Origin of the sequence: Lysinibacillus macroides, from assembly GCF_001281525.1 — a bacterium.
In the GTDB taxonomy this organism is placed as follows: domain Bacteria; phylum Bacillota; class Bacilli; order Bacillales_A; family Planococcaceae; genus Lysinibacillus; species Lysinibacillus macroides.
This window is the reverse complement of record NZ_LGCI01000005.1, coordinates 1,158,958-1,184,309: the sequence shown is the minus strand read 5'-3', so window position 1 is coordinate 1,184,309 and position 25,352 is coordinate 1,158,958. Positions and strand designations below refer to the sequence as shown.

The following is a 25,352-nucleotide window of genomic DNA, read 5'->3' as shown; positions in this document are numbered from 1 at the left end:
ATAGTATAGCGAGATTTTTTGATTAAACACAAAAAAACTGAAGACAACATTATATTTGTCTTCAGTCTCACCATTCTATTAGTGCTTCTCTTCTTAAGACTATGATAAATAGCTCTTTGCATCATCCAAACTACTAATTGTGAAAATATTTGCTACAATTTCATTTAACACTTCTACATTTGCTTGGCTTATAGCCTGCTTTAGCTCCTCAGGCAACTCACCAAATTTTTGTGTTAATTGGACTGTTGCCATTTGCGATAAAGCATTTCTTTCTCCTTGTCGTAAGCCTTTGTGTAGCCCTTGTTGTAATCCTTCTTGTAATCCTTCATTTTTCCAAATTTCCGCCAATGTCATGACTAAGTCACTCCCTTTCAGCTCGTGGTTTTCAAGGCGTTCAATAATTTTGCCCATATCCTCTTTTGTTAAATCGTTCCCAGCCTCATAAATATAACGCAGCATCGTTTCAATATAGCCTACTGCCGTTTGTTTATCCTCTAGCTCACCTAAATAATGAAAGGCACGTAAAATGGCCTCTAATAATGCCCTGCCTTGTTTTGTTTGTACATCACGAAATAGTGTGAAGAGAATACGATTGCGGACAGTACCACGTATATCATTATCATCATATTGAGAGAAATCATATACTAAATAGTTAAAATTAGGCACATACGCTCTAATGGAATCTGGTAATGCCTGATAGCCATCCAATAGCTCACCTAAGTTTGTTGGCAATTGCCATTCTTTTTTCCCATGATACATAAGCAATGGAATAATAATGGGCAACTTTTTTACACGCTCCTTGCTGCGCTTTGCCTCCCAAATATCTAACATATAGCGCAGTAATTGCAATATTGTTCCTTTATCCAAGTAGCTTTTATGCTCAAATAATAAATATAAATAGCCTTCTCGCTGGCAAATATCGACCTTAAACAGTAAATCGGAAAAACTTTCTTCTAGTTCAGGTGTTAAAAAGCTGTCCTTCTGTGGTGTTAGTGTGTCTAAATTCAACACTTGCAATACTTCCTTTGGACAATAATGCAACAAAAAATCCTTTGCGACCTCCACATCACCAAATGATTCCTTAAAAAACTTATCATGTGGATTTTGCAACTTCACGTTTAATATCACCTCACCTATAAATAATTTTAAGTATCTTTATTATACAATTTTGCTTTTTAAGATGCGAATAATGATAATGGATATAAAATAACAAAAAACTGAAGACAACATTATAATTGTCTTCAGTCTCGTTATTAATAGGCCACACGTTGTGCCTCGTAGGCAGCAATATGGTCTTCGTATTTAAAGGTTAAAGCAATTTCATCCCAACCGTTTAGCAATGTTTCCTTATAGTATGGATCAATTGTGAAACGATAGACTTTGCCATCCTCACCTGTCACCGTTTGCTCTGCAAGGTTGACTTCCATTGTATATGGCTTTGCTAAGCCTTTTGCTAGAATATCATCGCATTCTGCTTCTGTTAGTTTAATTGGCAAAATCCCATTTTTAAAGCAGTTATTATGGAAAATATCTGCAAAGGATGGTGCGATAACAACATTAAAGCCATAGTCTAAAATAGCCCATGGTGCATGCTCACGAGAAGAGCCACAGCCAAAATTATCTTGTGCTACAAGAATTTTTGAATCTTTAAATTCAGGTTTATTCAGCACAAAGTCCTGTATTTCATTGCCCTGTGCATCAAAGCGCCAATGGTAAAATAAATATTGGCCAAAGCCTGTACGCTCAATACGCTTTAAAAACTCTTTTGAAATAATTTGGTCTGTATCTACATTTTTACGGTCAAGTGGTGTGATCACACTATTTACGATATTAATTGGTTCCATTTTCAATCATCCTTTCCATGTAAAGCAAGGCTTACACAGTTTCCTTTACAAATTCACGTACATCGATAAAGTGACCTGCAATGGCAGCGGCTGCTGCCATTGGCGGAGATACTAAATGTGTACGAGAACCTGCACCTTGACGTCCTTCAAAGTTACGGTTGGATGTAGAGGCACAGCGTTCGCCAGCTGGAACTACATCATCATTCATCGCTAGACACATCGAGCAGCCTGACTCTCGCCACTCAAAGCCTGCCTCAATAAAGATTTTATCCAGTCCTTCTGCCTCTGCCTGCTTTTTCGTAGAATGAGAACCTGGTACAACAATTGCTGTGACACGATCATGCACCTTGCGTCCTTTAATAACGCTAGCCGCTGCACGTAAATCACTAATACGTGAGTTTGTACAGGAGCCAATAAAGACATGCTGGATGTCGATGGATGTTAGTGGTTGCCCTTCCTCTAAGCCCATATAAGCAAGTGCTTTACGAAGAGCCGCCTTATCTGTCTCATCATGATAATCTGCTTGTGTTGGTACATTTCCTGAGATACCTGAACCCATGGATGGATTTGTGCCCCATGTCACGATTGGCTCGATTTCCTCAGCTTGGATGATGCGTACTTCATCATACGTTGCATCCTCATCTGATGCTAAGCTTAGCCAATAAGCCGTAGCCTCTTCAAATTTTTCACCCTGTGGTGCATAGCGACGTCCACGAATATAATCAACTGTAATTTGGTCAGGTGATACCAATCCTGCTTTTGCACCCGCCTCAATCGACATATTACAAATTGTCATACGTTCTTCCATTGACAGCTTGTGGATGGCCTCTCCAGTAAACTCCACAATATGCCCTGTACCAACGCCAATACCGAACTTGGCAATAATCGCTAAAATAATATCCTTTGCGGCTACACCAACTGGTAGCTCACCTTCTACACGAATTTCCATTGTTTTTGGCTTGCTTTGCCATAATGTTTGTGTGGATAAAACATGCTCCACCTCTGATGTACCGATACCAAAGGCGATCGCACCAAAGGCTCCGTGTGTAGATGTATGAGAGTCACCACAAACAATTGTCTTACCTGGCTGTGTTAGGCCTAGCTCTGGTCCAATAACATGGACAATTCCTTGGTCTGGATGTCCCATTCCTGCAAGCTCCACACCAAATTCTTCCGCATTTTTTGCCAATGTTTCGATTTGGTTGCGTGCAATTGGGTCATTAATTGTTGGTAAGTTTTTCGTTGGTACATTGTGATCCATTGTCGCAAAGCTTAAATCAGGGCGTCGCACTTTACGTCCATTGATACGTAGTCCTTCAAAAGCCTGTGGAGACGTTACTTCATGAATTAAATGAAGATCAATATATAACAGGTCCGGTTTGCCCTCTTCCTGATAAACAACATGTTTATCCCAAATCTTTTCAATTATATTTTTACCCATTGTCTTCACCTATTTCTTTAAATTTCGTTAGATATATGTTGTCATAATGCTTTCTGAAACAAAGCTTGTATCAATTTCATTAATTACTTTATCTGTCCATTCATTTGTGGATAACGTGCGACCGCCGTCACGAGCAAGATCTGCTGTAAAGTAGCCATCATCAAACACTGCACTGACAGCACGTTCAATTTCTGCTGCCTCTTCCTTTAAGCCAAAGGAGTATTGTAGCATCATCGCTACTGAAAGAATTGTAGCGGCAGGGTTGGCAACACCTTGTCCTGCAATTTCAGGCGCTGAACCATGGACAGGTTCATATAAGCCAAAATTATCACCACGAATGGATGCAGATGGTAGTACACCAAGTGAGCCTGTAATAACCGATGCCTCATCACTTAAAATATCACCAAACATATTTTCCGTAACGACTACATCATAGTGTCCTGGATTAGTAATAAGCTTCATTGCTACAGAGTCCACTAGGTTGTGCTCTACTCGTACATCTGGATAATCTTTTTTCTTTTCTTCTACAACTTCACGCCATAAGCGACTTGTTTCGAGAACATTCGCCTTATCAACAGAGCATAATTTGCCTCCACGTAAACGTGCTAGCTCAAAGGCATTTTCAACGATACGCTCCACTTCTGCTTTTGAGTAAACCGTTGTATCAATTGCGCCATTTTCAGTACGCATACGTGGTTCCCCGAAGTATACTCCGCCTGTTAATTCACGTACAATCATTAAATCAACGTTTTCAGCTACTTCACGCTTTAATGGTGAAGCATCTAGTAAACTCGGGAACGCCTTTACTGGACGTAGATTTGCAAATAAATCAAAGTGTTTACGAATACGCAATAATCCTTTTTCTGGACGTAATTCAGGTGGATTTTGATCCCATTTTGGGCCACCAACGGCTCCTAATAGAATGGCATCACTATTTTCACACATGTCAATTGTTTCATCAGGTAGTGGATTATTGTGTTGGTCGATGGCAGCACCTCCAATTGTTGCATACCCTAAATGAAATGTATGATTAAACCGCTTACCAATCACCTGTAATACACGTACAGCAGAAGCAACAACCTCTGGTCCGATTCCGTCACCAGGAAGCACTGTAATTTTTTTCTCCATCGTCAAAACACCTTTCTTTGTATAGTGCATTCGTTATTTGAATAATTACGCTCACCTACCTTTGATTGAGGTGAGCGTAATGGTTGATTCACATTCTACATTGTAGAATCGAAATAATTAGTTTTTCGCGCTTGTTGCTGCTTCTTCTCTTACAACTTTCTTTTTACCTTCATTGATAAATGGCATCATCGCACGTAATTTTGCGCCAACTTCTTCGATTTGATGGTTTGCACCAGCTTCTTTGAATTTTGTATATTCAGGACGGCCATTTTCATTTTCTTGAATCCAGCGACGAGCAAATGTACCATCTTGGATATCTGTTAAAACATCTTTCATACGAGCTTTCACAGATTCATCCACAATACGTGGTCCTGCTACATAATCGCCCCATTCCGCTGTATCGGATACAGAGTAGCGCATTGTTGCCATACCACCTTCAAACATTAGGTCAACAATTAGCTTTAACTCATGAAGTGTTTCAAAGTATGCTAGCTCTGGTTGATAGCCAGCTTCTACTAGCGTTTCAAAGCCTGCTTGTACTAATGCTGTCGCACCACCACATAATACTGCTTGTTCACCGAATAAATCTGTTTCTGTTTCTTCTTTAAATGATGTTTCAAGAAGTCCACCACGTGCAGCACCGATTCCTTTACCGTATGCAAGTGCGATGTCTTTTGCTTGACCTGTTGCATCTTGATGGATTGCGAATAAACCTGGTACGCCCGCACCTTCTTGGAATTGACGACGCACTAAGTGACCTGGGCCTTTTGGTGCTACTAAAAATACATCAACATCTGCTGGTGGTGTAATTTGACCGAAGTGAATATTGAAACCATGAGCAAACATTAATGCTTTTCCAGCTTGTAAATGTGGTGCAATTTCTGCTTCATAAACAGCTTTTTGACGCTCATCTGGTAGTAAAATTTGAATAATATCTGCTTCTTGTGCTGCCTCTGCAACTGTTTTCACATCAAGACCATCTGCTTTTGCTGCATCGAAAGAGCCGCCTGGACGAACTCCTACAACTACATCGAAACCTGATTCTTTAAGGTTTAGTGCATGCGCATGACCTTGTGAGCCATAGCCGATAATCGCGATTTTCTTTCCTTTTAATACATCTTCATTGATATTTTGTTCGTAGTACATTGTAGCCATAATTTGTTTCCTCCTAGAATGTGTTTGTTTTAGCGCTTTCGGAAAAGCGGTTAATTTTTATATGCAAACTATTTTAAAATAGAAAGCTGTGGGTTTGAGACGATTTGTGTTTCACGCACGGATGCTGTTGCCCCTGTACGTGTAAGTTCTTTAATGCCATATGGTCGAATGAGCTCAATAAAGGCATCAATTTTTTCAGGGTGTCCTACTACTTGATACGTCACAACATTTTTGGCCGTATCAATAATTTGTGCACGGAATGGTTCGACAATCGAATTCATTTCCAATCGTAAATTTGGTGGTGAAATAACCTTTACAAGTGCTAGCTCGCGTAGAACAATGGCTTTGTCAGTAATGTCATTCACTTTTAATACATCAATTTGCTTGGATAATTGCTTGACTAGCTGCTCGATTTTGCGCTCATCCTCTACATGCACCACAAAGGTCATTTTTGAAGAGTTTTGTTGCTCTGTATGACCAACTGTAATGGATTCAATATTGAATTGACGCTTCATCAATAAACCTGTTAATCGATTTAATACACCACTTTGGTTAATCACAGTTACAGTAATTACTCGTTTCAATTCTTTTTCACCCCAATCATTTCGTGTAAGCCTGCGCCTGGTGCTACCATTGGGTAAACACATTCCAACTGTTTCACGCGGCAATCAATTAATACTGGCTCATCAGAAAGTAGTGCCTCACGGAAAATGGCTTCTGCCTCATCGATTGTGTTAATACGATAGCCTTTAATATCATAGGCATCTGCTAATTTAACAAAATCTGGTTGGATTGGCATTAGTGATGATGAATAGCGCTCTTCATAGAATGTTTCTTGCCATTGGCGCACCATGCCAAGACAGCTATTATTCAAAATCACGATTTTTACTGGTAAGTTAAATTCCTGTAGAATCGAAAGCTCCTGTGCTGTCATCTGGAAGCCTGCATCTCCTACAATCGAAATAACTTTTTTGTCTGGTTTCGCAAACTGGGCGCCAATTGCGGCAGGGAAGCCGAAGCCCATCGTACCAAGTCCACCAGACGTTACCCATCCATGTGCATTATTTAAGTGATAGTATTGCGCTGTCCACATTTGATGCTGACCCACATCTGTTGTGACAATTGCTTCACCTTCTGTAATTTTGTGTACAAGCTGTAATGCCTCTTGTGGTAAAATTTCCTGATCATTCGCATCCTTGACATACCATAATGGGTATTCTTCAGCATGATTTTGTAAAAATGCTAGCCATTCTGCTGTATCAGGACCCTCAAAGCTCTTTTTCAATAATGCTTTTAAAGCTTCTTTTGCATCAGCAACGATCGGTATATCCGTTGGTACATTTTTACCGATTTCAGCTGGGTCGATATCAATATGGATAATGGTTGCATTTGGTGCAAAGGTAGCTAAATTACCTGTTAAACGGTCATCAAAGCGCGCACCGATATTTAGTAATAAATCTGATTTTGTAATAGCGGTATTTGCTGTCACTGTCCCATGCATACCAGCCATACCAAGGAATAGCTCATGTTCACCATGAATCGAGCCTAGCCCAAGCAATGTATTAACTACTGGAATGCGATATTTTTCTGCGAAAGTTGTTAGCTCTTCACGTGCATCAGCAAACAGAACACCCGCACCCGCTAAAATCACTGGGTTTTTAGCTAAAGATATGGCTTGGATCGCCTTTTGAATTTGCAAATAATTTGGCTTATAGGTCGGCTGGTAACCTGGTAAATAAATTTCATCAGGTGCTTGTGGTGGATTCTCTACATCAAATAACATTTGTGAGACGTTTTTTGGGAAGTCCACGACAACAGGACCCTTTCTACCTGTGTTGGCAATATGGAAAGCTTCTTTCACGATACGTGGAATATCATTAATATCCTGTACTTGGTAATTATGCTTAGTAATTGGTGTTGTAATCCCCATAATATCTGCTTCTTGGAAAGCGTCTGTGCCAATAACAGCGGTAGAAACCTGACCTGTAAAGACAACTAATGGGATGGAATCAATCATGGCATCGGCAATACCTGTTACAAGATTTGTCGCGCCAGGTCCACTTGTTGCAATAACAACGCCTGGTTGATTCGATACACGTGCATAGCCTTCCGCTGCATGAATCGCTCCCTGCTCATGTCTTGTTAAAATATGACGGATTGGATTTTTATACATCGCATCATAAATTTGTAGTACGGCTCCTCCGGGATAGCCAAAAATGATTTCAACACCTTGATCATGTAGTGCTTGTACTAATATATCTGCACCATCCTTCGCCTGATAAGCTGGTTTATCAGTGGCTGTTGCTGTTAATTGTTCTTTTTCGTTGATCGAAACATTTGTACTCATCAAATTATGCCTCCTTTATATTTTTCAATCCTATTTTTTACTAAAGAGTTGGCTTATTCCATATTGAACATAATAAAAAGCCTTTTTCTCCACACGCAAAGAATTACCTTACGTAGGGATGAAAAAGACTTTCCATGGTACCACCCTTTTTTATAGCAAATAATTGCTACCTCGCGAATAAATGATTGCATTTATGCACCAATGCGAAAGACATCGCATCCAATAGAGTGTCATAAAACATTTATTCATTAATAACGAGCACTTTCGACTATGCCCGAAGCTATCTAATGGTGTAAACACGTTTAATAGCTCACTCCGAGGGGATGTCGGATTTAGTTGTATCGCCGGCTTCCAGCACGACCGGCTCTCTGGTAGATACAAGACTCTAAAACCTTTAACCTCATCAACGTTTTCAAATATCTAATTGTTAGATCTTCATCACGCCGCCTGTTGAAGCGTTTGTGACTAATTTTGAATATCTTGCGAGCCAACCACGTTTAATCTTTGGCTCAAAGACTGGTAATTTTGCACGACGTTCAGCTAAAACCTCCTCTGAAACTTCCAACTGAATTGTGCGGTTTGGTAAATCAATAGAAATGATATCGCCGTTTTCAACTAAAGCGATTGGACCGCCCTCAGCAGCTTCTGGTGAAATATGTCCGATTGAAATACCGCGAGATGCACCTGAGAAACGACCATCTGTAATTAGTGCAACCTTTGTGCCAAGACCACGACCTTGAATGGCAGATGTTGGTGCAAGCATTTCAGGCATCCCTGGGCCACCTTTTGGTCCTTCATAACGAATGACGACCACATGACCCTCTTGCACTGTGCCATTATCAATATTTTCTTGTGCTGCCTCCTGTGAATCAAAGACGATAGCCTCTCCTGTAAATACTTTGATGGAAGGATCGACCGCTCCAACCTTAATCACAGAGCCTTCTGGTGCGATATTACCGAATAATACCGATAAGCCACCTACAGCACTATATGGATTATCTTTCGTTCGAATGACTTGATCATTAGTAATATGATTATCATATTACTAATGACTTGATCATTAGTAATATGATAATCTTTTACAAGCTCACCCATCGTTACACCCGCCACTGTTGGTCGGTCTGGATGAATGGCTCCTGGAATGGCTGTTAATTCATTAATAATGGCACTTACGCCACCAGCTTTATTAATATCATCCATTGAAATATCTGAAGCAGGCATGATTTTTGCTAAATATGGTACGCGCTCTGCTACTTTATTAATATCTTCAATGTTGTAATCTATTTCTGCTTCACTCGCAATCGCTAATGTATGGAGCACCGTATTTGTGGAACCACCCATTGCCATATCAAGTGCAAAGGCATCATCAATGGCCTCTTTTGTAATAATGTCGCGAGGTTTAACATCCTCTTTGACCATACGAATTAATTGCTTAGCTGCTTCCTTAATCAGCTGATGACGCTCTTCAGAAGTGGCTACGATTGTACCATTTCCAGGTAAAGCGACACCAAGCATTTCCATTAAGCAGTTCATCGAGTTTGCTGTAAACATCCCTGAGCATGAACCACATGTTGGACATGCATTATTTTCAATATCTAGTAGCTCCTCCGCTGACATATTGCCAGATTTATGAGCCCCTACACCTTCAAAAACAGATGTTAATGAAAGCTGCTTACCTGAAGCAGATGTACCAGCCTCCATGGGACCACCCGAAACAAAAATGGATGGTACATTAGTACGAACTGCTGCCATTAGCATACCTGGTGTAATTTTGTCACAGTTTGGAATATAAAACACACCATCAAACCAGTGTGCATTGATAACTGTTTCTGCTGAGTCTGCGATAATTTCACGGCTTGGTAATGAATAACGCATACCAATATGCCCCATTGCAATACCATCATCAACACCGATTGTATTAAATTCGAATGGAATACCGCCCGCCTCAATAATGGCTTCTTTGACAACATCAGCGAATGTACGTAAATGAACGTGACCTGGTATTATGTCGATATAAGAGTTACAAACCCCAATAAATGGCTTGCCTAAATCTTTCGCTTTTACTTTGCCTGTTGCATATAAAAGACTTCGATGCGGCGCTCGATCTACGCCTACTTTAATCATGTCACTTCTCATTTTAAACGCCCCTCATTTATTGCTCTGTTTGTTGCTATATACAAAATGTTCTGTCTATTTTAATTTTGTTTATAGAATCCTAGCTTTTTCGTTTCGTTACGGCTGTAACAAACGTGTTAAATTGTTGTTATCATAGTACGAAAAAAGCTTCTCGTCAACAGTATTTTTTGAATTGTTTAAACAATTCAAAAAATCAGCCGAATTTGAAATCGTTTTCATGCTGATTAAATATCATTTTTATCTCGTTTTGATAAAATTTTTAATAGTTCATGTAATTTTTAATTTTTTTAGGATTCGCCCGCTACAATAGAAATAATTTTTTTAGATATCCTGTTAAAAATACTTGATCCGGATCATATTGCTGACGGATGGCTAAAAATCTTTCAATCTCTGGATACAATGTATGGACTGCCTGTGCTGTTAAATGATGCTGCTTGCCCCAGTGAGGACGTCCCTTATATTTTTGCATTAATGTCTGCACCCATTTAAAATAGGGCTCTTCTGGCATTCCTTTATACATATGAAAGGCGATAAAGGCTGACTCTCGCCCTTGTGTTGGGCTTAAAAAGCCTGCTTCTCCAGCCGTTGTTCGACATTCTAATGGAAAATGCACATGGAAGATGCCCTTTTGAAAGGTCGCATGTATTTCCTCCATACAGGCTTCAAATTGGGTTAATGGAATCGCATATTCACTTTCCTGAAACTTTACACTACGAGGTGACGGATAAATTTCATAGCTAATGCCTACTTTTTCACCCTCTACTACATTTGCAGCTGCAATCTTACTCATCACACCACTTAAAGCAGGCTTCCATCTACAAAGCTCTGACATCGCAAAAAAAGCACCATTTTCTACAATTTGCAGCTTTAGCATTTCTACTCGTTTATGCCATTCACTCTGATAGACAGGCGCTACCGCATTCATACGCTTTACCTGAATGGTTTCACTACCAGGAAAATAAAACCACTCCACATGGCGATGCTGGCGAATATCCTCCGCAAAAGCAGCAAGTCCATTTGCCAAAGTTTCTCTTGCTCCCACATAATGCAAAGCGTATAGTGGTATGACCTTGATCGTTATTTTGACAACTACACCAAGCATTCCAAGTGATACATGAAGTGCTTCAGATACATCATCCAGCCCTCTTCTATGCTCCTGGTAAGCACCAGTGCCATCTACAAACCCCCATGCCATAACAGCAGCAGACAAGGAGCCAAGTGTCACCCCAGTGCCATGTGTGCCAGTTGATACTGCTCCTGCAATTGTTTGCTCCTGAATATCGCCCATATTGATTAATGCAAAGCCGTGTTGCGCTAGCAGTGGGCCAATTTCATAGAGGTAGGTTCCCGCCCATAATGTAACCTCCTGCCTGTCCTTATTCACGGCGATTAATCCACGCATATTATGTAAGGAAATAGCGATATGCTCAGGCATGGCTACAGCACTAAAAGAATGAGCTGCACCTGTGACACGAATATTTTTCCCCGCTTGACGCGCTTGCTTGACAATTGTTGAAACTTCCTCAATGGACTGCGGTAAGTGCATTTCACCTGGATATGACACCACATTGCCAGCCCAATTTGTCCATTTTGCCCCATTATGCCATTTATCTATAGAAAACATTGTCCATCCCCCCTATATGTGGTGTAAGGTCCCATATACTTATCTCCACGAATACTATGCAATACTTGAAAGCGCTCACAAAGCTCGCCAGCCTTGGCATGTCGAAAATAAATTGTATCGCCCATCTGCAGCTGTCTTCCCTTTACTTTAACAGGCGTTTGCACCTCCCCTGCTCCTTCTAAGCTAAGATATGCAAATGTAGCAGGTTCATAGAATACAGGTAAACGATCACTACCAATTGCACCAGAAGCGGTATAACCACCACCATGACAAACAACAATATCCTTGTCAGGCTTTCTTGTAACACGTAATGCAAACCCGGCTGCTTTTGCTAGCTGCAAATGTGTAAATTGGTCAAACAATGCAGGTGCATAAAATGCGGAGCCCACTGTTATTTCGGTCACCTCTTTTTGCTGGGCTGTATAGTGCATACTACCTGACCCTCCTCCATTGACAAAGCGAAGATTCGGAAAATAAGCCTTAATATGGGCAACGGCGAAGCGACGAAATTGAGTCACTTGCTTTTTGGCCTGTCTTTGCATCGTTTCAATCAACCTACCTTTTAAAGCATTTGCAGGACGATTACCAACACCTGCAATTTGAGCTTCATAGCCCATCGCGCCAACAACTTCAATTATAGGATGCTGTTGAATAACTTGTAAAAACGATGTTAATAGCTCAAGGGAATGCAAGGAAGAACGCTTCGTACCAAAATACAATAGTTTAAAATCAGTGGAGACATTCATATCAATGCAAACCTGCACACGTACATCCATTTCCTCCCCCAGCTTTGCTAATAGGTGGATATGCTCAGGTCGATCCACCATAAAAGTAACGGTTTTTCCATTTTTTACAAAATGTAATAAGCGTTGAATCGCCGACTCCTCCATAACGGGATAGCCGAGCAATACGTCATCAAAATGCTGTTCTAATAGATAAATCGTTTCTGCTGCCGTGAATGTCATCAAGCCTACAACATTCGCAAGATTCTTTTGGATATAGCGCAGCACCTCCACAGAACGAATGGATTTTGTCGCAATTCGAATTTGTTTTTCACCACAAGCATTGTGCACCGTTTGAATATTTTTATCTAACGCATCTAAGTCCAGCCAAGCAAATGGTCGTTCCAAATGATAAAATGCTTGATCGAGTCTTGCTATCATACCATCGCCCCCCTTTGTATGTACTATGTATTTGACATTTAACAGACCAATCCCTCTTTTCAGCAAAAATAAAAACAACCGTGAGCAACGGCTAAGTAAAGCCTTCACGATTGTTTTAAGATTGAATAAACATTGTATTCACCTTTCTATAGTAGTTAATTACGATACGTATAAAAATTCAGCTGCAAAATTCAGCATAACTAATAAATGCAACCCTGCAATAAGAAAACCTTGTCGATTTAAACGTTTCATAACAGCCATATCCATCTCAATCACTCTCCTTTTTTATTATTATAGTGATTTGTCACAAAATTTTCAAACTATTTTTTAATTTTATATATACTTTTTTTATTCATTATGATCCAAATCGGAAGTTTCCATATTGAAGAGAGGCTGGTACAAATTTTTTTGTTGAACATATGATAGGAGTAAGCGATGAAATCATGCTATGTACAAGATATAGGCTATTGTAGTTAATTTGCTCAAGTTTACAGCGATTTATGTAGATGAAAGTAACTGTTGGAAAAAGCCATCTACTATCCAAAAAAAGCATGTAATAATTACTAAAAAAGCGGATAGCGTTTAATCTGCTTTATTCAGGGTATAACTAAGTAATCGCCATTATATCTTAATTTAAGGAGATGAAAAATAATGATTAGTTTCATTTGGTATTTAATCATCGGTGGGATTTTAGGTTGGTTAGCAGGCGTAATTTTAGGTAAGGATGTACCTGGTGGCATCATCGGGAATATTATTGCCGGGATTGTTGGTTCTTGGATTGGTAGTATGATTTTAGGTAACTGGGGCTGGCGAGTTAGTGATTTCTACGTATTCCCTGCATTAATCGGTGCGATTGTACTGATCTTTATTGTAAGCCTTATTCTAAAGGGTATGCGTAAAGCAACTTAAATATGTAATGAAGAGCCATCCATTAGGGTGGCTCTTTATTTTTCATTATTCATCAGCAGTGCTGCTTTCAGCTCATCGCGATAGTCGTTGTATAATTGAAAGTAATAGAGCACATTCTCTACATATTCATCACTATGGTTGTATTGAAAAACAGCTTGTTGAATATCGCCACTGGCGGCACCCGAGTTAGCTAAATAATTGGCAGCACTAAAGACCGCATCTTCAATATCATAGGGATCTGCAAGGCCGTCACCATTGGCATCTACGCCATAGCCACCATATTTTTCAATAATGGCGGGATTCATGAGCTCCGCCTTCGGTATATTGCCTTTCCCTAACCCAGTACAAGTAGGATGCTGCCAGCCCACGAAGGTACAAGGCATAAATTGTAAGTGCCCTTCTGCGCCAGCGGATGATACCATTGATTTCATGGTAGAAAAGCGCGTTTCTATACGATGATGAGCAGCTAGTAATGTCCAGGGCACACCGTATTTTTCCTCTGCCGCTACATAGATAGGAATAAATTGCTCTGGGATATTCATATCGAATTGTTGTTGAATCTCTTCCATTGCCTTTTGCTGGGCAAGTTTTTCGAAAATCGGTAATGTTTGTAGCTCCTTCCACGCAAAAAAGGTAAGGACATACACGGTTATTGCTATTGGGAGTAATAACGCTATCATACCCTTTTTTGTGGCGGATGATAACATCGGTTTATTGTTCTTTTTCTTTGCCATATGTCACACCTAATTCAGTATTCTTCTTTCATCTTACCAAACTTACTGATAAATGTAGTATATCTTTTCATCAATAGTACGATGTTGGAAATCGTCTCAAGATTTTCTCTTCATTTAAGCAGGAAAAAGACGTATTGAATTCGCTCTATATTGAAACGGACATCTTCCATTGATTGAAGGAAGAGAAATCATTTCCACTACGAATCCAGTTGAAATGGTTGGGAAAAATATAGTAAAATACAAATTGATTTCTTTTAAATGGATAAAGTGAATCTTTAATGAATGGGGTTTCGCACGGGCCCCACTGATTGGACGTTTCACCACGCTTTATTACAGGCTGTTGGTCCCCGTGTTTATCGGGGGTCTTACAGCCTATTAATACGGGATAAAAATAGGGAGGAATTTATTTTGTGGAAAGACTTTAAAGAATTTGCGATGAAAGGCAATATTATCGATCTCGCTGTAGCAGTTGTTATTGGGGGTGCTTTCGGTAAAATTGTAACCTCCTTAGTTGAAAATATTATTATGCCATTAGTAGGTGTATTAACAGGTGGCATTGATTTAACGAAAAGCTTTGTGTACGGCTCAGGTGAAGCCCAAATCCAATTAGGGGTATTTTTGCAATCCATTCTTGATTTTTTAATTATTGCCTTTGCGATTTTTATGGCCTTACGAATTATGACCAAGCTAACACGTAAAAAGGAAGAAGCGGTCGTTGAGGAACCAACACCTGAACTGGATGCAAAGGAAGAGCTACTAAAGGAAATTCGCGATTTATTAAAGCAAGAAAAAGCATAATGCTTAAAAATCTGTCTCATGCATACATGAGGCAGATTTTTTGTCTGGAGCACGTATTTGCCTTTATGTAGAAGCAGACGCCCATACAGTATGTTCCCCACCCTCTATTCCATATCTCCTACTATTCCTAGGAGATTAACTAGCAATAATCCCGCTAATTTTCAGAAATCACCCTTGTTCTTCTTTTCCATACATGTTAAATTGATAACAATTATTGAAAATACAATGAATTAAAAGCGTATATGGTCGCTTTTAATTCAGCATTAGAGAAAAGAGTGACATTATGACAATAAACAGAAGCATTGAAACAAAACTCGTACAATTAGGAAATTTAAGTGACCCCGCAACAGGTGCTGTGAGCCCGCCCATTCATTTATCAACTGCCTATAAGCATACTGGAATTGGTGAATCTACTGGCTTTGACTATACACGTACAAAAAACCCAACACGTACCCTTTTAGAGGCAGGCATTGCAGATTTAGAGGGCGGCGATATGGGCTTTGCCTGTAGCTCTGGGATGGCAGCCATTCAATTAGTGCTTTCCTTATTTAAACCAGGCGATGAGCTAGTAGTCCCTGATGATTTATATGGGGGTACATACCGACTATTTGGCTTCTTTGAGGAAACCTATAATATTAAGCCTGTTTATTCAAAATTTGAAGCCGTGGAGCAGGTGGAGGCGTTAATCACAGCCAATACACGTGCATTATTCATTGAAACACCAACAAATCCATTAATGCAGGAATTTGATTTACAATTATATGCTGAGCTAGCACAGAAGCATGATCTATTATTAATTGTTGATAATACGTTTTATACACCATACTTCCAGCGCCCTATTGAATTAGGTGCAGATATTGTCCTTCATTCTGCGACAAAATATATCGGAGGGCATAATGATGTACTAGCAGGTCTTGTAGTGGTAAAGGGCGCAGAATTAGCTGAGCGTATTGGCTTTATTCATAATGGTAGCGGTATGGTGCTAGGTGCAATGGATGCATGGTTGCTAATTCGTGGCTTAAAAACAATGCATCTACGCTTAAAACAGCATGATGCAAATGCCAAAGCAATTGCTGCTTATTTAGAGGAAGAAGAGCTTGTAACAGATGTGCTGTATACAGGAAAAGGTGGTATGCTATCCTTCCGCCTGCAAAAGCCTGAGTGGGTTGACCCATTCCTGCGCAACTTAAAATTAATTACGTTTGCTGAAAGTCTTGGCGGTGTTGAAAGCTTTATTACGTATCCTGCTACACAAACACATGCAGATATGCCATATGAAGAGCGTGTTGAGCGTGGCGTATGTGATCGTTTACTGCGCTTCTCTGTTGGTATTGAGGAGGCAGAGGATTTAATTGCAGACTTACGACAAGTATTTGATATCCTAAGAAAAGAGGCGTAATTGATGAAGCAACGTATTGAAACAAGCCTCATTCACGCAGGTGTTCGTGATGGCTATAGTAATAAAAAAGGGGCTGTTAACGTCCCGATGTATCTGTCCTCTACTTTCCATCAAGAAAGTATAGATGAATTTGGAGAATATGATTATGCTCGTTCAGGCAACCCTACAAGAGATGCGTTAGAAAAAGCTGTAGCAGAGCTTGAGGGTGGCGTTCGTGCCCATGCTTTTTCATCTGGTATCGCTGCTGTGTCAGCAGCATTAATGCTGTTATCGCAGGGAGATCATATCGTCATGACTGAGGATGTTTATGGTGGAACCTATCGTTTTGTAACAAAGGTGTTGCCGCGCTTTGGGATTTCCCATACATTTGTAGATTTTACGGATCTAGCAGCTGTAGAAGCAGCAATCACGCCAGCTACAAAACTACTTTATATGGAAACACCATCAAATCCAATGTTAGGCATTACAGATATTCGTGGTGTAGTGGCGCTTGCCAAGCAACACCACTGCCTTACATTCTTGGATAATACTTTTATGACACCGTTACACCAACGCCCACTAGAACTTGGTGTAGATGTCGTCATTCATAGTGCAACGAAGTTTTTATCTGGACATTCTGATATTATTGCTGGCTTAACGGTTACTGCCGATGAAAAGCTAGGTCAGGATCTCTACTTTATCCAAAATTCATTCGGTAATATTTTAGGTGTACAGGATTCATTCACACTACTACAAAACATCAAAACAACAGATGTACGCTTTAGTCGTTCTGCTGAATCTGCACAAAAAATTGCAGAATTTTTAGCTGCCAGCCCTGTTGTGGAGCAAGTGTATTATCCTGGACTTGCCTCACATCCTGGCTATGCTATTCATCAAAGCCAAAGTACAAGCGCAGGTGCTGTCTTATCCTTCCGCTTGCCAAGCTATGCTGCTGCAAAGGCATTGGTCGAAGCGATGACCATTCCTGTTTTTGCGGTTTCTCTTGGCGGTGTAGAATCTATACTTTCGTATCCAGCAAAGATGAGTCATGCTGCGATGGAGCCTGAGGAGCGTGCAAAACGTGGGATTACAGATGGACTTTTACGCTTTTCAGTAGGGCTTGAGCATGTAGATGATTTAATTGCCGATTTCGCACAAGCATTAGACATTGCTGCACAAGTTTAATTCACTTCAAGGACTGTGAGCATGCATTTTCTTACAGTCCTTTTTACTATTCATATTGTAAAGCACTGTAGCTATCAGCATCCTCGCCTATATCTCCTCTAGTGGTTATGCTAATTCTTCCTCTGCAAATGGCTGTAAATAGAGTGGAATCGGAATATTCATGGTATTCTCTCCTTATTTTTCAAGTAGTATGTATAGTATATAATCTCATATAAAAAACATCGAGAATTTTTCATCTCGATGCTTTTGGGCTTGATTACACTTATTTGTCTAGCATGATTAAAACTGTCGGGCCTTTGCTTCACTTCGCAAGAGACGGTTATGGAGTGTAATCTCCGTTTCGCCATTGACTTGCGCTTTGGAATGCTTCATCCTTGACCAGTTGCGGTGGATTTTTTGAGATTTTGGGTCTAATTGTTCGAACCTACTCATTGTTCATCCTCCTCATCATTGAGCCTTTATAAGTGAAACCTTTTTTATTATGACCAATGTCTAATCATCTATACCTCTTCCATTATATCTGCTTGACCTCCTTATATTCTGCACAATCAGTTCCATCACAAAACTTCCTCATGTTGCTCTACTTTTTCTCCAATAAAATATGGACGATTTTCTCAAGCTGAAGCTCTAAAAAGCAATGATAATGATTCTCATAAAAAAAGCTTAATGAAATACAGAAAAGGACTTGCTATTCCATTGAACAAGTCCCTTTTTACTGTATTATTCTTTAAAACGATTACCTGTATTCGTATAAACAAGCACAAAAATAGTGAGTACTACAAATAGGCTAAGTCCAATTACTAATAACCATTGTATGAACAAAAGTTCACCCAGAGCACATAATAATAGGCAAAAGCAGTATCCATACATGACCTTCCCCATAAATTTTGCCAGTGCTTTTTCATCATATTGTTCCTGCTCTTTCTGTGACATCGTATTAAACCCTGTCAGCAAAAAGGCTCCCTTCCCCTGTGATAAAACAATCGCAAATATCAGGAATGGTAGCATTATTATAAAATATACAACGGCACTCAAACGCACGTCACCTTACTTTCCATTTAGGATAAATTGTTGAACAGCAGGTAACAAATCTTCATGTAACGGGCGTGAGGGATCTGCATAGGTTGCTAAATTGCCAGCGCGATCTGTTGGTGCTGCTTTTAGCACGTGGTTCATATCTTCCATATAGAGTAGCTGTGCCTCTTGCTTCCCTTCTTTTAATGCCGCAGCATCCGCTTCCTTCACCTGTAAATCATTTGTTCCCTGTACTAATAATACACGACTTGTCACTTTGGCAAGCTCAGCTGCAGGGTGATATTTCAGCAAGGAAATCAAGAAAGGCTGCACAGATGGACGAAAGAGGGTCTGTAATTCGGGCGAAATTGTTTTTACCTGCTCACCCTGTTTAAGAGCAGCCAAAATATCGGTTGCTTCGTTGACAAGATTGGGTGTTAGCTGCCCTTGTAATTGTTCCGTTAAAACCTCATCTAACGCTCTCCCTGCGCCCGCGATGGAAACAAAGGATGCAACCTCTGTTTTTTGCGCGGCTAGTAACCCAATTAGTGAACCTTCACTATGTCCAATAATATGAACGCTTGTATAAGCTTGATCCGCTTGCAATGCTTGAAGGACTTGCACGGCATCATCCACATATTGATCGAATGTACTGTCCTCCTCCTTTGTTAAGAGTGCTTGATTATCGCCAAGTCCCCGCTTATCATAGCGCACTGTGGCAATTCCCTCTTTGGCAAGGCCTTCTGCAAGCATTTTTAAGCTATTATTTTTACCTGCTAAAGCTGAATTGCCGTCCTTATCTGTTGGACCAGAGCCAGCAATAATCAGTGCCACGGGTGATGGGGCTGTGCTAGCCTTGTGCAGGGCTACCGTTAAATCACCGTTTTGAACAGGTATTTTCACTGTCTCATACGTAATGGGCTGCTCCTGATAGGGTGTTAAAACTAATGGGAATATACCACCATTTTGCTGGAATGTAGCCTCTATCTGATCATTTTTCAATTTACCTTTAATCGTGATAGCAGAGCCGTTTAGCTGAATCGAGATATTTACTTGGTGCTCTGTGTAGTTGACGTGTTGAACGGGAAAATTGGCTAAGCCTTGTGCAGGCACCGATACTGTACCACGATCCTTCTGTAAATCAACCATCATCAGTAATGGGCCATTGGGTGTTTCAATCGTTCCCTCCCATTTGCCAAGAAACTGCTCATTCATATGATCTTCCCCCTTTGTTTCCTTTTGCGTGCATGCTCCTAAAAGTAGCCATACACAGCATAGCCATAATAATTTTTTCATAGCCTCTCCCCCAATCTGTTATAGTCAGAGTATTACAGATTTTTTCGTATGTCAAAACTTTAAATTTTTGATGGACCATTTTTTAGGCAAACGAAAAAAGGACCCAGAAAAATTCTGGATCCATGGACACTTATTGTTTCTTGTTGACTTTTACTGTTAATATCTTTAACAGTTGTGGCGGACTTTCCTGAGATTCTTGGTCTTTGGGTGTTTGACTACTCATTCTATATCCTCCCCATCATCACAGATTAATAAGTGGTTCCGCTATTATGATGAGCCATTTCCCATGTTTTTATTCATTTTTTTCTGCAAAAACTTGCTGTGCGATTGTTAAAGCATTTTGTACGCGTGGGAAACCCACATAAGGCACTAATTGTAAAAGTGCTTCGACAATTTCTGTTTGCGTTAAGCCTGCATGTAGGCCGCGCTGGATATGTGTTTTAGTTTGAGGTGCTTCGCCCTGTGTGACAACCGTTGTGATGACAACAAGCGCCCGACTTTTCGCATCAAGCCCAGGTCTCGAATAAACATCCCCATAAGCAAACTCAATAATCATTTTTCGTAAATCTGGTGCTGTATCAGCCAATGCATCGGATTCGATCATTCTTGTTGCTTCTTCCTCTGTTACATATTCTTTAATCGTTTCAAGCCCCTTTGTAAAACGTTCACTCATTTATAAATCCTCCCCTGTTTTTTGTACACAAAAACCTCAATTCTGCGTCTCCAGAATTGAGGATTGTCCTTCACGTATGTAAGGTTCTCTTTTTCACATCACCCTCTGGCTTTGTTGAAAAAGGATATGGTTTTCATAGCGCCTCACAGGACAGCTTTCATGAATTATCTATGCAAAAGTCACAAGGACATGCACGCAAAAGTAATATTAGGCAAGACAGGCTTGCGCTTGCTCAATTTGGATTTGCACCTGCTCAAAGCCAGTGCCGCCTAAGGAATGACGACGACGAACAGCCGCTTCTGGCGCTAAGACATCATAAATATCCTTTTCAATCAGCGCACTTTCCTTCTGCATCTCATCAAGCGGTAAATCTAATAAGTAAATGCCTTTTTGAATACACGTAAAGACAAGTTTTCCTGTTACCTCATGTGCCTCACGGAATGGCATACCCTTTGTAGCCAGATAATCGGCAAGCTCTGTGGCATTTGAAAAGTCCGCATGAACAGCTTGATGTAAGCGTTCCGTATTGACAGTCATTGTACGAACCATACCTTCAAAGATTTTGAGTGAGCCAAGGATTGTATGTACCGTATCGAACATGCCTTCCTTGTCCTCCTGCATATCTTTATTGTATGTTAGCGGTGTACCTTTTAACACCGTTAATAAGCCCATTAGGTTGCCGTAGACACGACCAGTTTTACCACGAATCAGCTCTGCCATATCAGGATTTTTCTTTTGTGGCATAATGGAAGAGCCTGTGGAAAAGGCATCATCCAGCTCGATAAACTTGAATTCATCTGTAGACCAGATAATAATTTCCTCCGCAAAGCGTGACAGATGTGCCATGAGCAGGGATGAATTGCTTAAAAATTCAACAATAAAATCACGGTCACTTACTGCATCCATTGAATTGGCATACACTTGGCTAAAACCAAGTAACTCTGCCGATTGTAGGCGGTCGATTGGGAAAGTTGTACCAGCCATCGCCCCTGCACCTAATGGCAAAATATCAATGCGTTTGATGGATTCTGTAAAGCGCTGTTTATCACGCTCAAGCATCCAAAAATAAGCCATTAAATGATGCGCAAAGGAAATCGGCTGGGCACGTTGTAAATGCGTGTAGCCTGGTGCAATTGTTTCGATATGCTCCTGTGCTTTCTCTACTAATGTGTGTTGGAATGCTACGATTAAATCAATCGCTTCCTGCACACGTTTTTTCAAGAAAAGATGCATATCCGTTGCTACTTGGTCATTACGGCTACGACCTGTGTGCAGTTTACCACCAACAGGGCCGATTAAATCAATTAGCATCTTTTCTAAATTTAAATGGATATCTTCATTGGCAACGGTAAATTCAAGCCCACCAGCAATTGCCTTGTCTTTTAATTGGGCAAGACCATCTAAGATCGCCTCTACATCAGCCGCTGGTAAAATCCCTGTTGCACCAAGCATTGTGACATGTGCAACACTACCTTCAAGATCCTCTAGTACAAGCTCTTGGTCAAAGCCTATGGATGCGCCAAACTCATCTACCCATGCCTCTGCTGATTTTTGGAAACGTCCACCCCAAAGTTTTGTCATGTCAGCTCACCTTTTCCTCTATTACTTATCAAAAGGTGTAGTTTAAGCACGAATGCCTCCCCACACCTTGCTCGTGTCACATTACTTTTTATTAACAGATGCATTGACCACTGTTGGCAGACCCCATAGTTCAATAAAGCCTACAGCGGAAGCATGGTTGAACTGATCTTCCTTCGAATATGTGGCAAGTTGTTCATTGTACAGTGAATTTGGTGATTTACGTCCCTCTACAATGGCATGACCTTTGAATAGCTTCACGCGCACTGTGCCATTCACATATTGCTGTGATTGGGCAAGGAATGCTTCTAATGCATCACGTAATGGTGAGAACCACAGACCATTGTAAATTAGCTCAGAAAGCTTTTGCTCAATGATTGGTTTAAAGTGTGCTAATTCTTTTACAAGCGTTAAATCTTCCAGCTCTTTATGGGCTGTTAGCAACACCTTTGCTCCTGGGATTTCATATACTTCACGAGATTTAATACCAACAAGACGGTTTTCGACATGGTCAATACGTCCAACCCCATGCTCACCTGCAATCGCATTTAGTTGTTGAATTAAATCAGCTAGCTTCAACTCTTCGCCATTTAAGGCAACAGGCTTCCCAGCAACAAACTCAATTTCCACAAATTCTGCTGTATCTGGTGTGTTTTCAATTGCCTTTGTTAAGCCATAAGCTTCTTCTGGTGGTGCAACCCAAGGGTCTTCCATAATACCCGCTTCGTTCGCACGACCCCATAAGTTTTGGTCAATGGAAAATGGTGAATCCAATGTTGCAGGAACTGGTACATTATGCTTGATCGCATATTCAATTTCCTCATCACGACTCCAGCCCCACTCACGTACAGGCGCTAATACCTCTAAGTTAGGATTTAACGCTTTAATGGAAACCTCAAAACGAACTTGGTCATTACCTTTCCCTGTGCAACCATGAGCTACAGCGTCCGCGCCTACTTGGTTTGCGATTTCCACTAATTTTTTCGAGATCAGTGGACGAGAAAGTGCTGATACTAATGGATATTTTTGTTCATACCATGTATGTGCCTGCAAAGAAATCAATGCATAGTTCTCAGCGAATTCATCCTTCGCATCCACCATATAAGACTCAACTGCACCTACTTGCAATGCTTTATTTTTAATAAATTCAAGGTCTTTTCCTTCACCGACATCAAGACATACGGCAATAACGTCCCAACCTTGCTCTTTTAACCATGGAATTGCGACTGAAGTATCCAGTCCACCTGAATAGGCTAATACTACTTTTTTGTTTGTCATGAAAAATGCGCCTCCAATTGCTCATATCAATATGTATGTTTATACATTTGTTTAAAAGTTTATATATGAATACTATCATGTTATAAAAATAAATACAAGTGTATTTTTATGAATATATAACATTTCATTTTTACGCACAAAATAAGGTATAGCAATACTTAAAGCCCTATTATAGGCGATGAATATTTTTACGCGAAAAAAACGTTTTTTGGCTCGCTATAGTAGTTATATTGTATTATTAACCATATTTGTAAGTTGAATCAAAATTTTTTCGTACTCATATGATGTATATTCAACACCTATAAAAATAAAATATTAATTGAATTACATATAAATACATAATTTTCTGAATTATCATATAATTATATTGGTATTTACAATGAAATTTAGTATAACAAAGTAAAGTCAAACTATTATAAGGAGGAAATTATGAGAAAAAAAAGGATTTCAATCAATTTATTCATTATTGCTCTCTTATTATTAATGTCAAGTGTTGTTTCCGCAGACACATGGTTTATGCATAGGTCTAATAAATTTAATAGTATACTAACAGCTTATTATGATTCGAGTGTAGCAACTTATGGATATACAAGTGCCTATGATGATGCACGAGCACGTTGGGGGGGAATTTCTTCAGATGTGAGTATTTCTAAAACAACATCAACAAACAATAATCCTGATAAGTATTATATTGGTACTACCGCTTCACCAACTTTGATTGGTCGAATGATACCTTATACTAAAACATCAACAGGTTTTATTACCGAAGCCTCGGTTGATGATGATTGGTTATATGCAACAGTTAGGATGTATTATAATAATATGAACTCTTTTGGAATGAACTATAGTCAGATTGTTTCTAATGCTGTACATGAAATAGGACATTCATTAAAATTGGCACATCCAGGGCAAGGAACAGAAAGTTCAACACCAGTACCATCTGGTCAATATTCTGTTATGAATCAAGGTATTCAAAGTATTGGTCCACAATCCTACGATAAAAATGAGTTAATCAAAAAATGGGGATATTAAATAAAGGAGGTTTTTAAATATGTTGAACACTCCCATGAAACGTGTCATTACCTTAATAACTGTGGTGATTATATCTTTTACTCTAGTATGGATAATGAAGATAACACAGACAGCAGCGATTGTAGAGGTTCACGTAGACGCCAATGAAATTATTTTTGAAACACCAGAAAAATTAGAAGCTGCTGCAGATTTAATTATAATTGCCTCTCCAACGAAGGAATTTATGGATCGTGAACATCAGGTGACCTTTTTTGATGACGGAACTATTCAAGATTACTATACATTAACAGAGGTACTTGTTGAAAAAATAATAAAATCTCCTGATGATTTTTCGCTTGCTGACAATCAGCTAATGTCAATTATCGAGCCAGTAGGGATTGTCGAACGACAGGCAGAGAAAAAGAAGCTCATTACAAATCATTATAAAGAGCTTCAAGAAGATAGTGCCTATATTTTATTTTTAAAGCAAAACATGTTTGGTCAATATGCGATTATCAATAATAACTTAGGTAAATTTAACATCGATCAAACCGATTCCTCCGATATAGGTGAGGAAAAATTAACAGAAGCTAAGCAATTTAAAGAAGATGTACTGAAAAAATATATGCTTCCATAAAAACAGCCACCAATGTCGTTTGG

Annotated in this window: 21 protein-coding genes and 2 pseudogenes; 6 read left to right on the top strand and 17 right to left on the bottom strand. The window is 39.8% G+C overall.

The annotated features are described in order from the left end of the window. Nucleotides 1–99: 99 nt before the first annotated feature. From ADM90_RS08620 to ADM90_RS08575, 10 genes and pseudogenes are all read right to left on the bottom strand, one after another. Nucleotides 100–1,116: an Rpn family recombination-promoting nuclease/putative transposase gene (locus ADM90_RS08620; protein WP_053994568.1), complete on the bottom strand. Its 1,017-nt coding sequence runs from the start codon at nt 1,114–1,116 to the stop codon at nt 100–102. A 137-nt stretch (nt 1,117–1,253) separates the two neighbouring features. Further along, nucleotides 1,254–1,844 (bottom strand): 3-isopropylmalate dehydratase small subunit, encoded by a 591-nt coding sequence (gene leuD / locus ADM90_RS08615; RefSeq protein ID WP_053994567.1) that lies wholly within the window; start codon nt 1,842–1,844, stop codon nt 1,254–1,256. 31 nt (nt 1,845–1,875) lie between these two features. After that, complete coding sequence (leuC, locus tag ADM90_RS08610) at nt 1,876–3,285, bottom strand: 3-isopropylmalate dehydratase large subunit (protein WP_053994566.1); 1,410 nt, start codon at nt 3,283–3,285, stop codon at nt 1,876–1,878. Between the two features lie 27 nt (nt 3,286–3,312). Further along, the gene (gene leuB / locus ADM90_RS08605) at nt 3,313–4,413 is read right to left on the bottom strand and encodes a 3-isopropylmalate dehydrogenase (RefSeq protein ID WP_053994565.1); all 1,101 of its coding nucleotides are present in this window, start codon (nt 4,411–4,413) and stop codon (nt 3,313–3,315) included. Nucleotides 4,414–4,530: 117 nt separating this feature from the next. Beyond that, nucleotides 4,531–5,592 (bottom strand): annotated as a pseudogene (gene ilvC, locus ADM90_RS08600) (ketol-acid reductoisomerase); the annotation flags it as partial. Nucleotides 5,593–5,636: 44 nt separating this feature from the next. Further along, the gene (ilvN, locus tag ADM90_RS08595; RefSeq protein WP_053994563.1) at nt 5,637–6,152 is read right to left on the bottom strand and encodes an acetolactate synthase small subunit; all 516 of its coding nucleotides are present in this window, start codon (nt 6,150–6,152) and stop codon (nt 5,637–5,639) included. Further along, complete coding sequence (gene ilvB, locus ADM90_RS08590) at nt 6,149–7,915, bottom strand: biosynthetic-type acetolactate synthase large subunit (protein WP_053994562.1); 1,767 nt, start codon at nt 7,913–7,915, stop codon at nt 6,149–6,151. The genes ilvN and ilvB overlap by 4 nt, the downstream gene beginning before the upstream one ends. A gap of 427 nt (nt 7,916–8,342) precedes the next feature. Continuing rightward, nucleotides 8,343–10,051, bottom strand: a pseudogene (gene ilvD, locus ADM90_RS08585) (dihydroxy-acid dehydratase). Nucleotides 10,052–10,352: 301 nt separating this feature from the next. Then, nucleotides 10,353–11,675 carry a D-arabinono-1,4-lactone oxidase gene (locus ADM90_RS08580; RefSeq protein WP_053994561.1) on the bottom strand — a complete coding sequence of 441 codons (1,323 nt, stop codon included), beginning with the start codon at nt 11,673–11,675 and terminating at the stop codon, nt 10,353–10,355. Next, nucleotides 11,663–12,838, bottom strand: coding sequence for an amino acid deaminase/aldolase (locus ADM90_RS08575; protein ID WP_053994560.1), 1,176 nt, complete (start codon nt 12,836–12,838; stop codon nt 11,663–11,665). Before ADM90_RS08575 ends, ADM90_RS08580 begins: the two co-directional genes overlap by 13 nt. 651 nt (nt 12,839–13,489) lie before the next feature. Between ADM90_RS08575 and ADM90_RS08570 the strand changes: the two genes are divergently transcribed. Then, complete coding sequence (locus ADM90_RS08570) at nt 13,490–13,747, top strand: GlsB/YeaQ/YmgE family stress response membrane protein (RefSeq protein WP_053994559.1); 258 nt, start codon at nt 13,490–13,492, stop codon at nt 13,745–13,747. A 35-nt stretch (nt 13,748–13,782) separates the two neighbouring features. Here ADM90_RS08570 and ADM90_RS08565 read toward each other — a convergent pair whose 3' ends face one another. After that, on the bottom strand, nt 13,783–14,481 hold the full coding sequence (locus ADM90_RS08565; RefSeq protein WP_053994558.1) for a lytic transglycosylase domain-containing protein: 699 nt from the start codon (nt 14,479–14,481) through the stop codon (nt 13,783–13,785). 408 nt (nt 14,482–14,889) lie between these two features. Between ADM90_RS08565 and mscL the strand changes: the two genes are divergently transcribed. The 3 genes from mscL (at nt 14,890) to ADM90_RS08550 (ending at nt 17,842) form a co-directional block, all read left to right on the top strand. Next, on the top strand, nt 14,890–15,279 hold the full coding sequence (mscL, locus tag ADM90_RS08560; protein ID WP_053994557.1) for a large conductance mechanosensitive channel protein MscL: 390 nt from the start codon (nt 14,890–14,892) through the stop codon (nt 15,277–15,279). Between the two features lie 283 nt (nt 15,280–15,562). Next, on the top strand, nt 15,563–16,678 hold the full coding sequence (locus ADM90_RS08555) for a methionine biosynthesis PLP-dependent protein (protein ID WP_053994556.1): 1,116 nt from the start codon (nt 15,563–15,565) through the stop codon (nt 16,676–16,678). 3 nt (nt 16,679–16,681) lie between these two features. Then, a complete protein-coding gene (locus ADM90_RS08550) occupies nt 16,682–17,842 on the top strand; it encodes an aminotransferase class I/II-fold pyridoxal phosphate-dependent enzyme (protein ID WP_053994555.1) in 1,161 nt (386 codons plus the stop codon). A 279-nt stretch (nt 17,843–18,121) separates the two neighbouring features. On the opposite strand, the gene ADM90_RS23770 is transcribed toward ADM90_RS08550, so the two are convergent. The 6 genes from ADM90_RS23770 to ADM90_RS08525 all read right to left on the bottom strand — a co-directional run bounded on the left by ADM90_RS23770 (nt 18,122) and on the right by ADM90_RS08525 (nt 23,681). Continuing rightward, nucleotides 18,122–18,274 carry a YpzG family protein gene (locus tag ADM90_RS23770; RefSeq protein WP_083448495.1) on the bottom strand — a complete coding sequence of 51 codons (153 nt, stop codon included), beginning with the start codon at nt 18,272–18,274 and terminating at the stop codon, nt 18,122–18,124. A gap of 288 nt (nt 18,275–18,562) precedes the next feature. After that, nucleotides 18,563–18,883, bottom strand: coding sequence for a DUF3784 domain-containing protein (locus ADM90_RS08545; protein WP_327037015.1), 321 nt, complete (start codon nt 18,881–18,883; stop codon nt 18,563–18,565). Between the two features lie 6 nt (nt 18,884–18,889). Continuing rightward, the gene (locus ADM90_RS08540; protein ID WP_083448494.1) at nt 18,890–20,152 is read right to left on the bottom strand and encodes an alpha/beta hydrolase; all 1,263 of its coding nucleotides are present in this window, start codon (nt 20,150–20,152) and stop codon (nt 18,890–18,892) included. 292 nt (nt 20,153–20,444) lie between these two features. Further along, nucleotides 20,445–20,825, bottom strand: coding sequence for a carboxymuconolactone decarboxylase family protein (locus ADM90_RS08535; protein WP_053994554.1), 381 nt, complete (start codon nt 20,823–20,825; stop codon nt 20,445–20,447). A gap of 207 nt (nt 20,826–21,032) precedes the next feature. Then, nucleotides 21,033–22,406, bottom strand: a complete 1,374-nt coding sequence (argH, locus tag ADM90_RS08530) for an argininosuccinate lyase (protein ID WP_053994553.1) — start codon at nt 22,404–22,406, stop codon at nt 21,033–21,035. 81 nt (nt 22,407–22,487) lie between these two features. Next, complete coding sequence (locus tag ADM90_RS08525) at nt 22,488–23,681, bottom strand: argininosuccinate synthase (protein WP_053994552.1); 1,194 nt, start codon at nt 23,679–23,681, stop codon at nt 22,488–22,490. Between the two features lie 429 nt (nt 23,682–24,110). On the opposite strand from ADM90_RS08525, the gene ADM90_RS08520 reads away from it, so the two are divergent. Continuing rightward, nucleotides 24,111–24,713: a zinc metalloprotease gene (locus ADM90_RS08520; RefSeq protein ID WP_053994551.1), complete on the top strand. Its 603-nt coding sequence runs from the start codon at nt 24,111–24,113 to the stop codon at nt 24,711–24,713. Between the two features lie 19 nt (nt 24,714–24,732). Next, nucleotides 24,733–25,329, top strand: a complete 597-nt coding sequence (locus tag ADM90_RS08515; RefSeq protein ID WP_053994550.1) for a hypothetical protein — start codon at nt 24,733–24,735, stop codon at nt 25,327–25,329. The last annotated feature ends 23 nt before the right edge of the window (nt 25,330–25,352 follow it).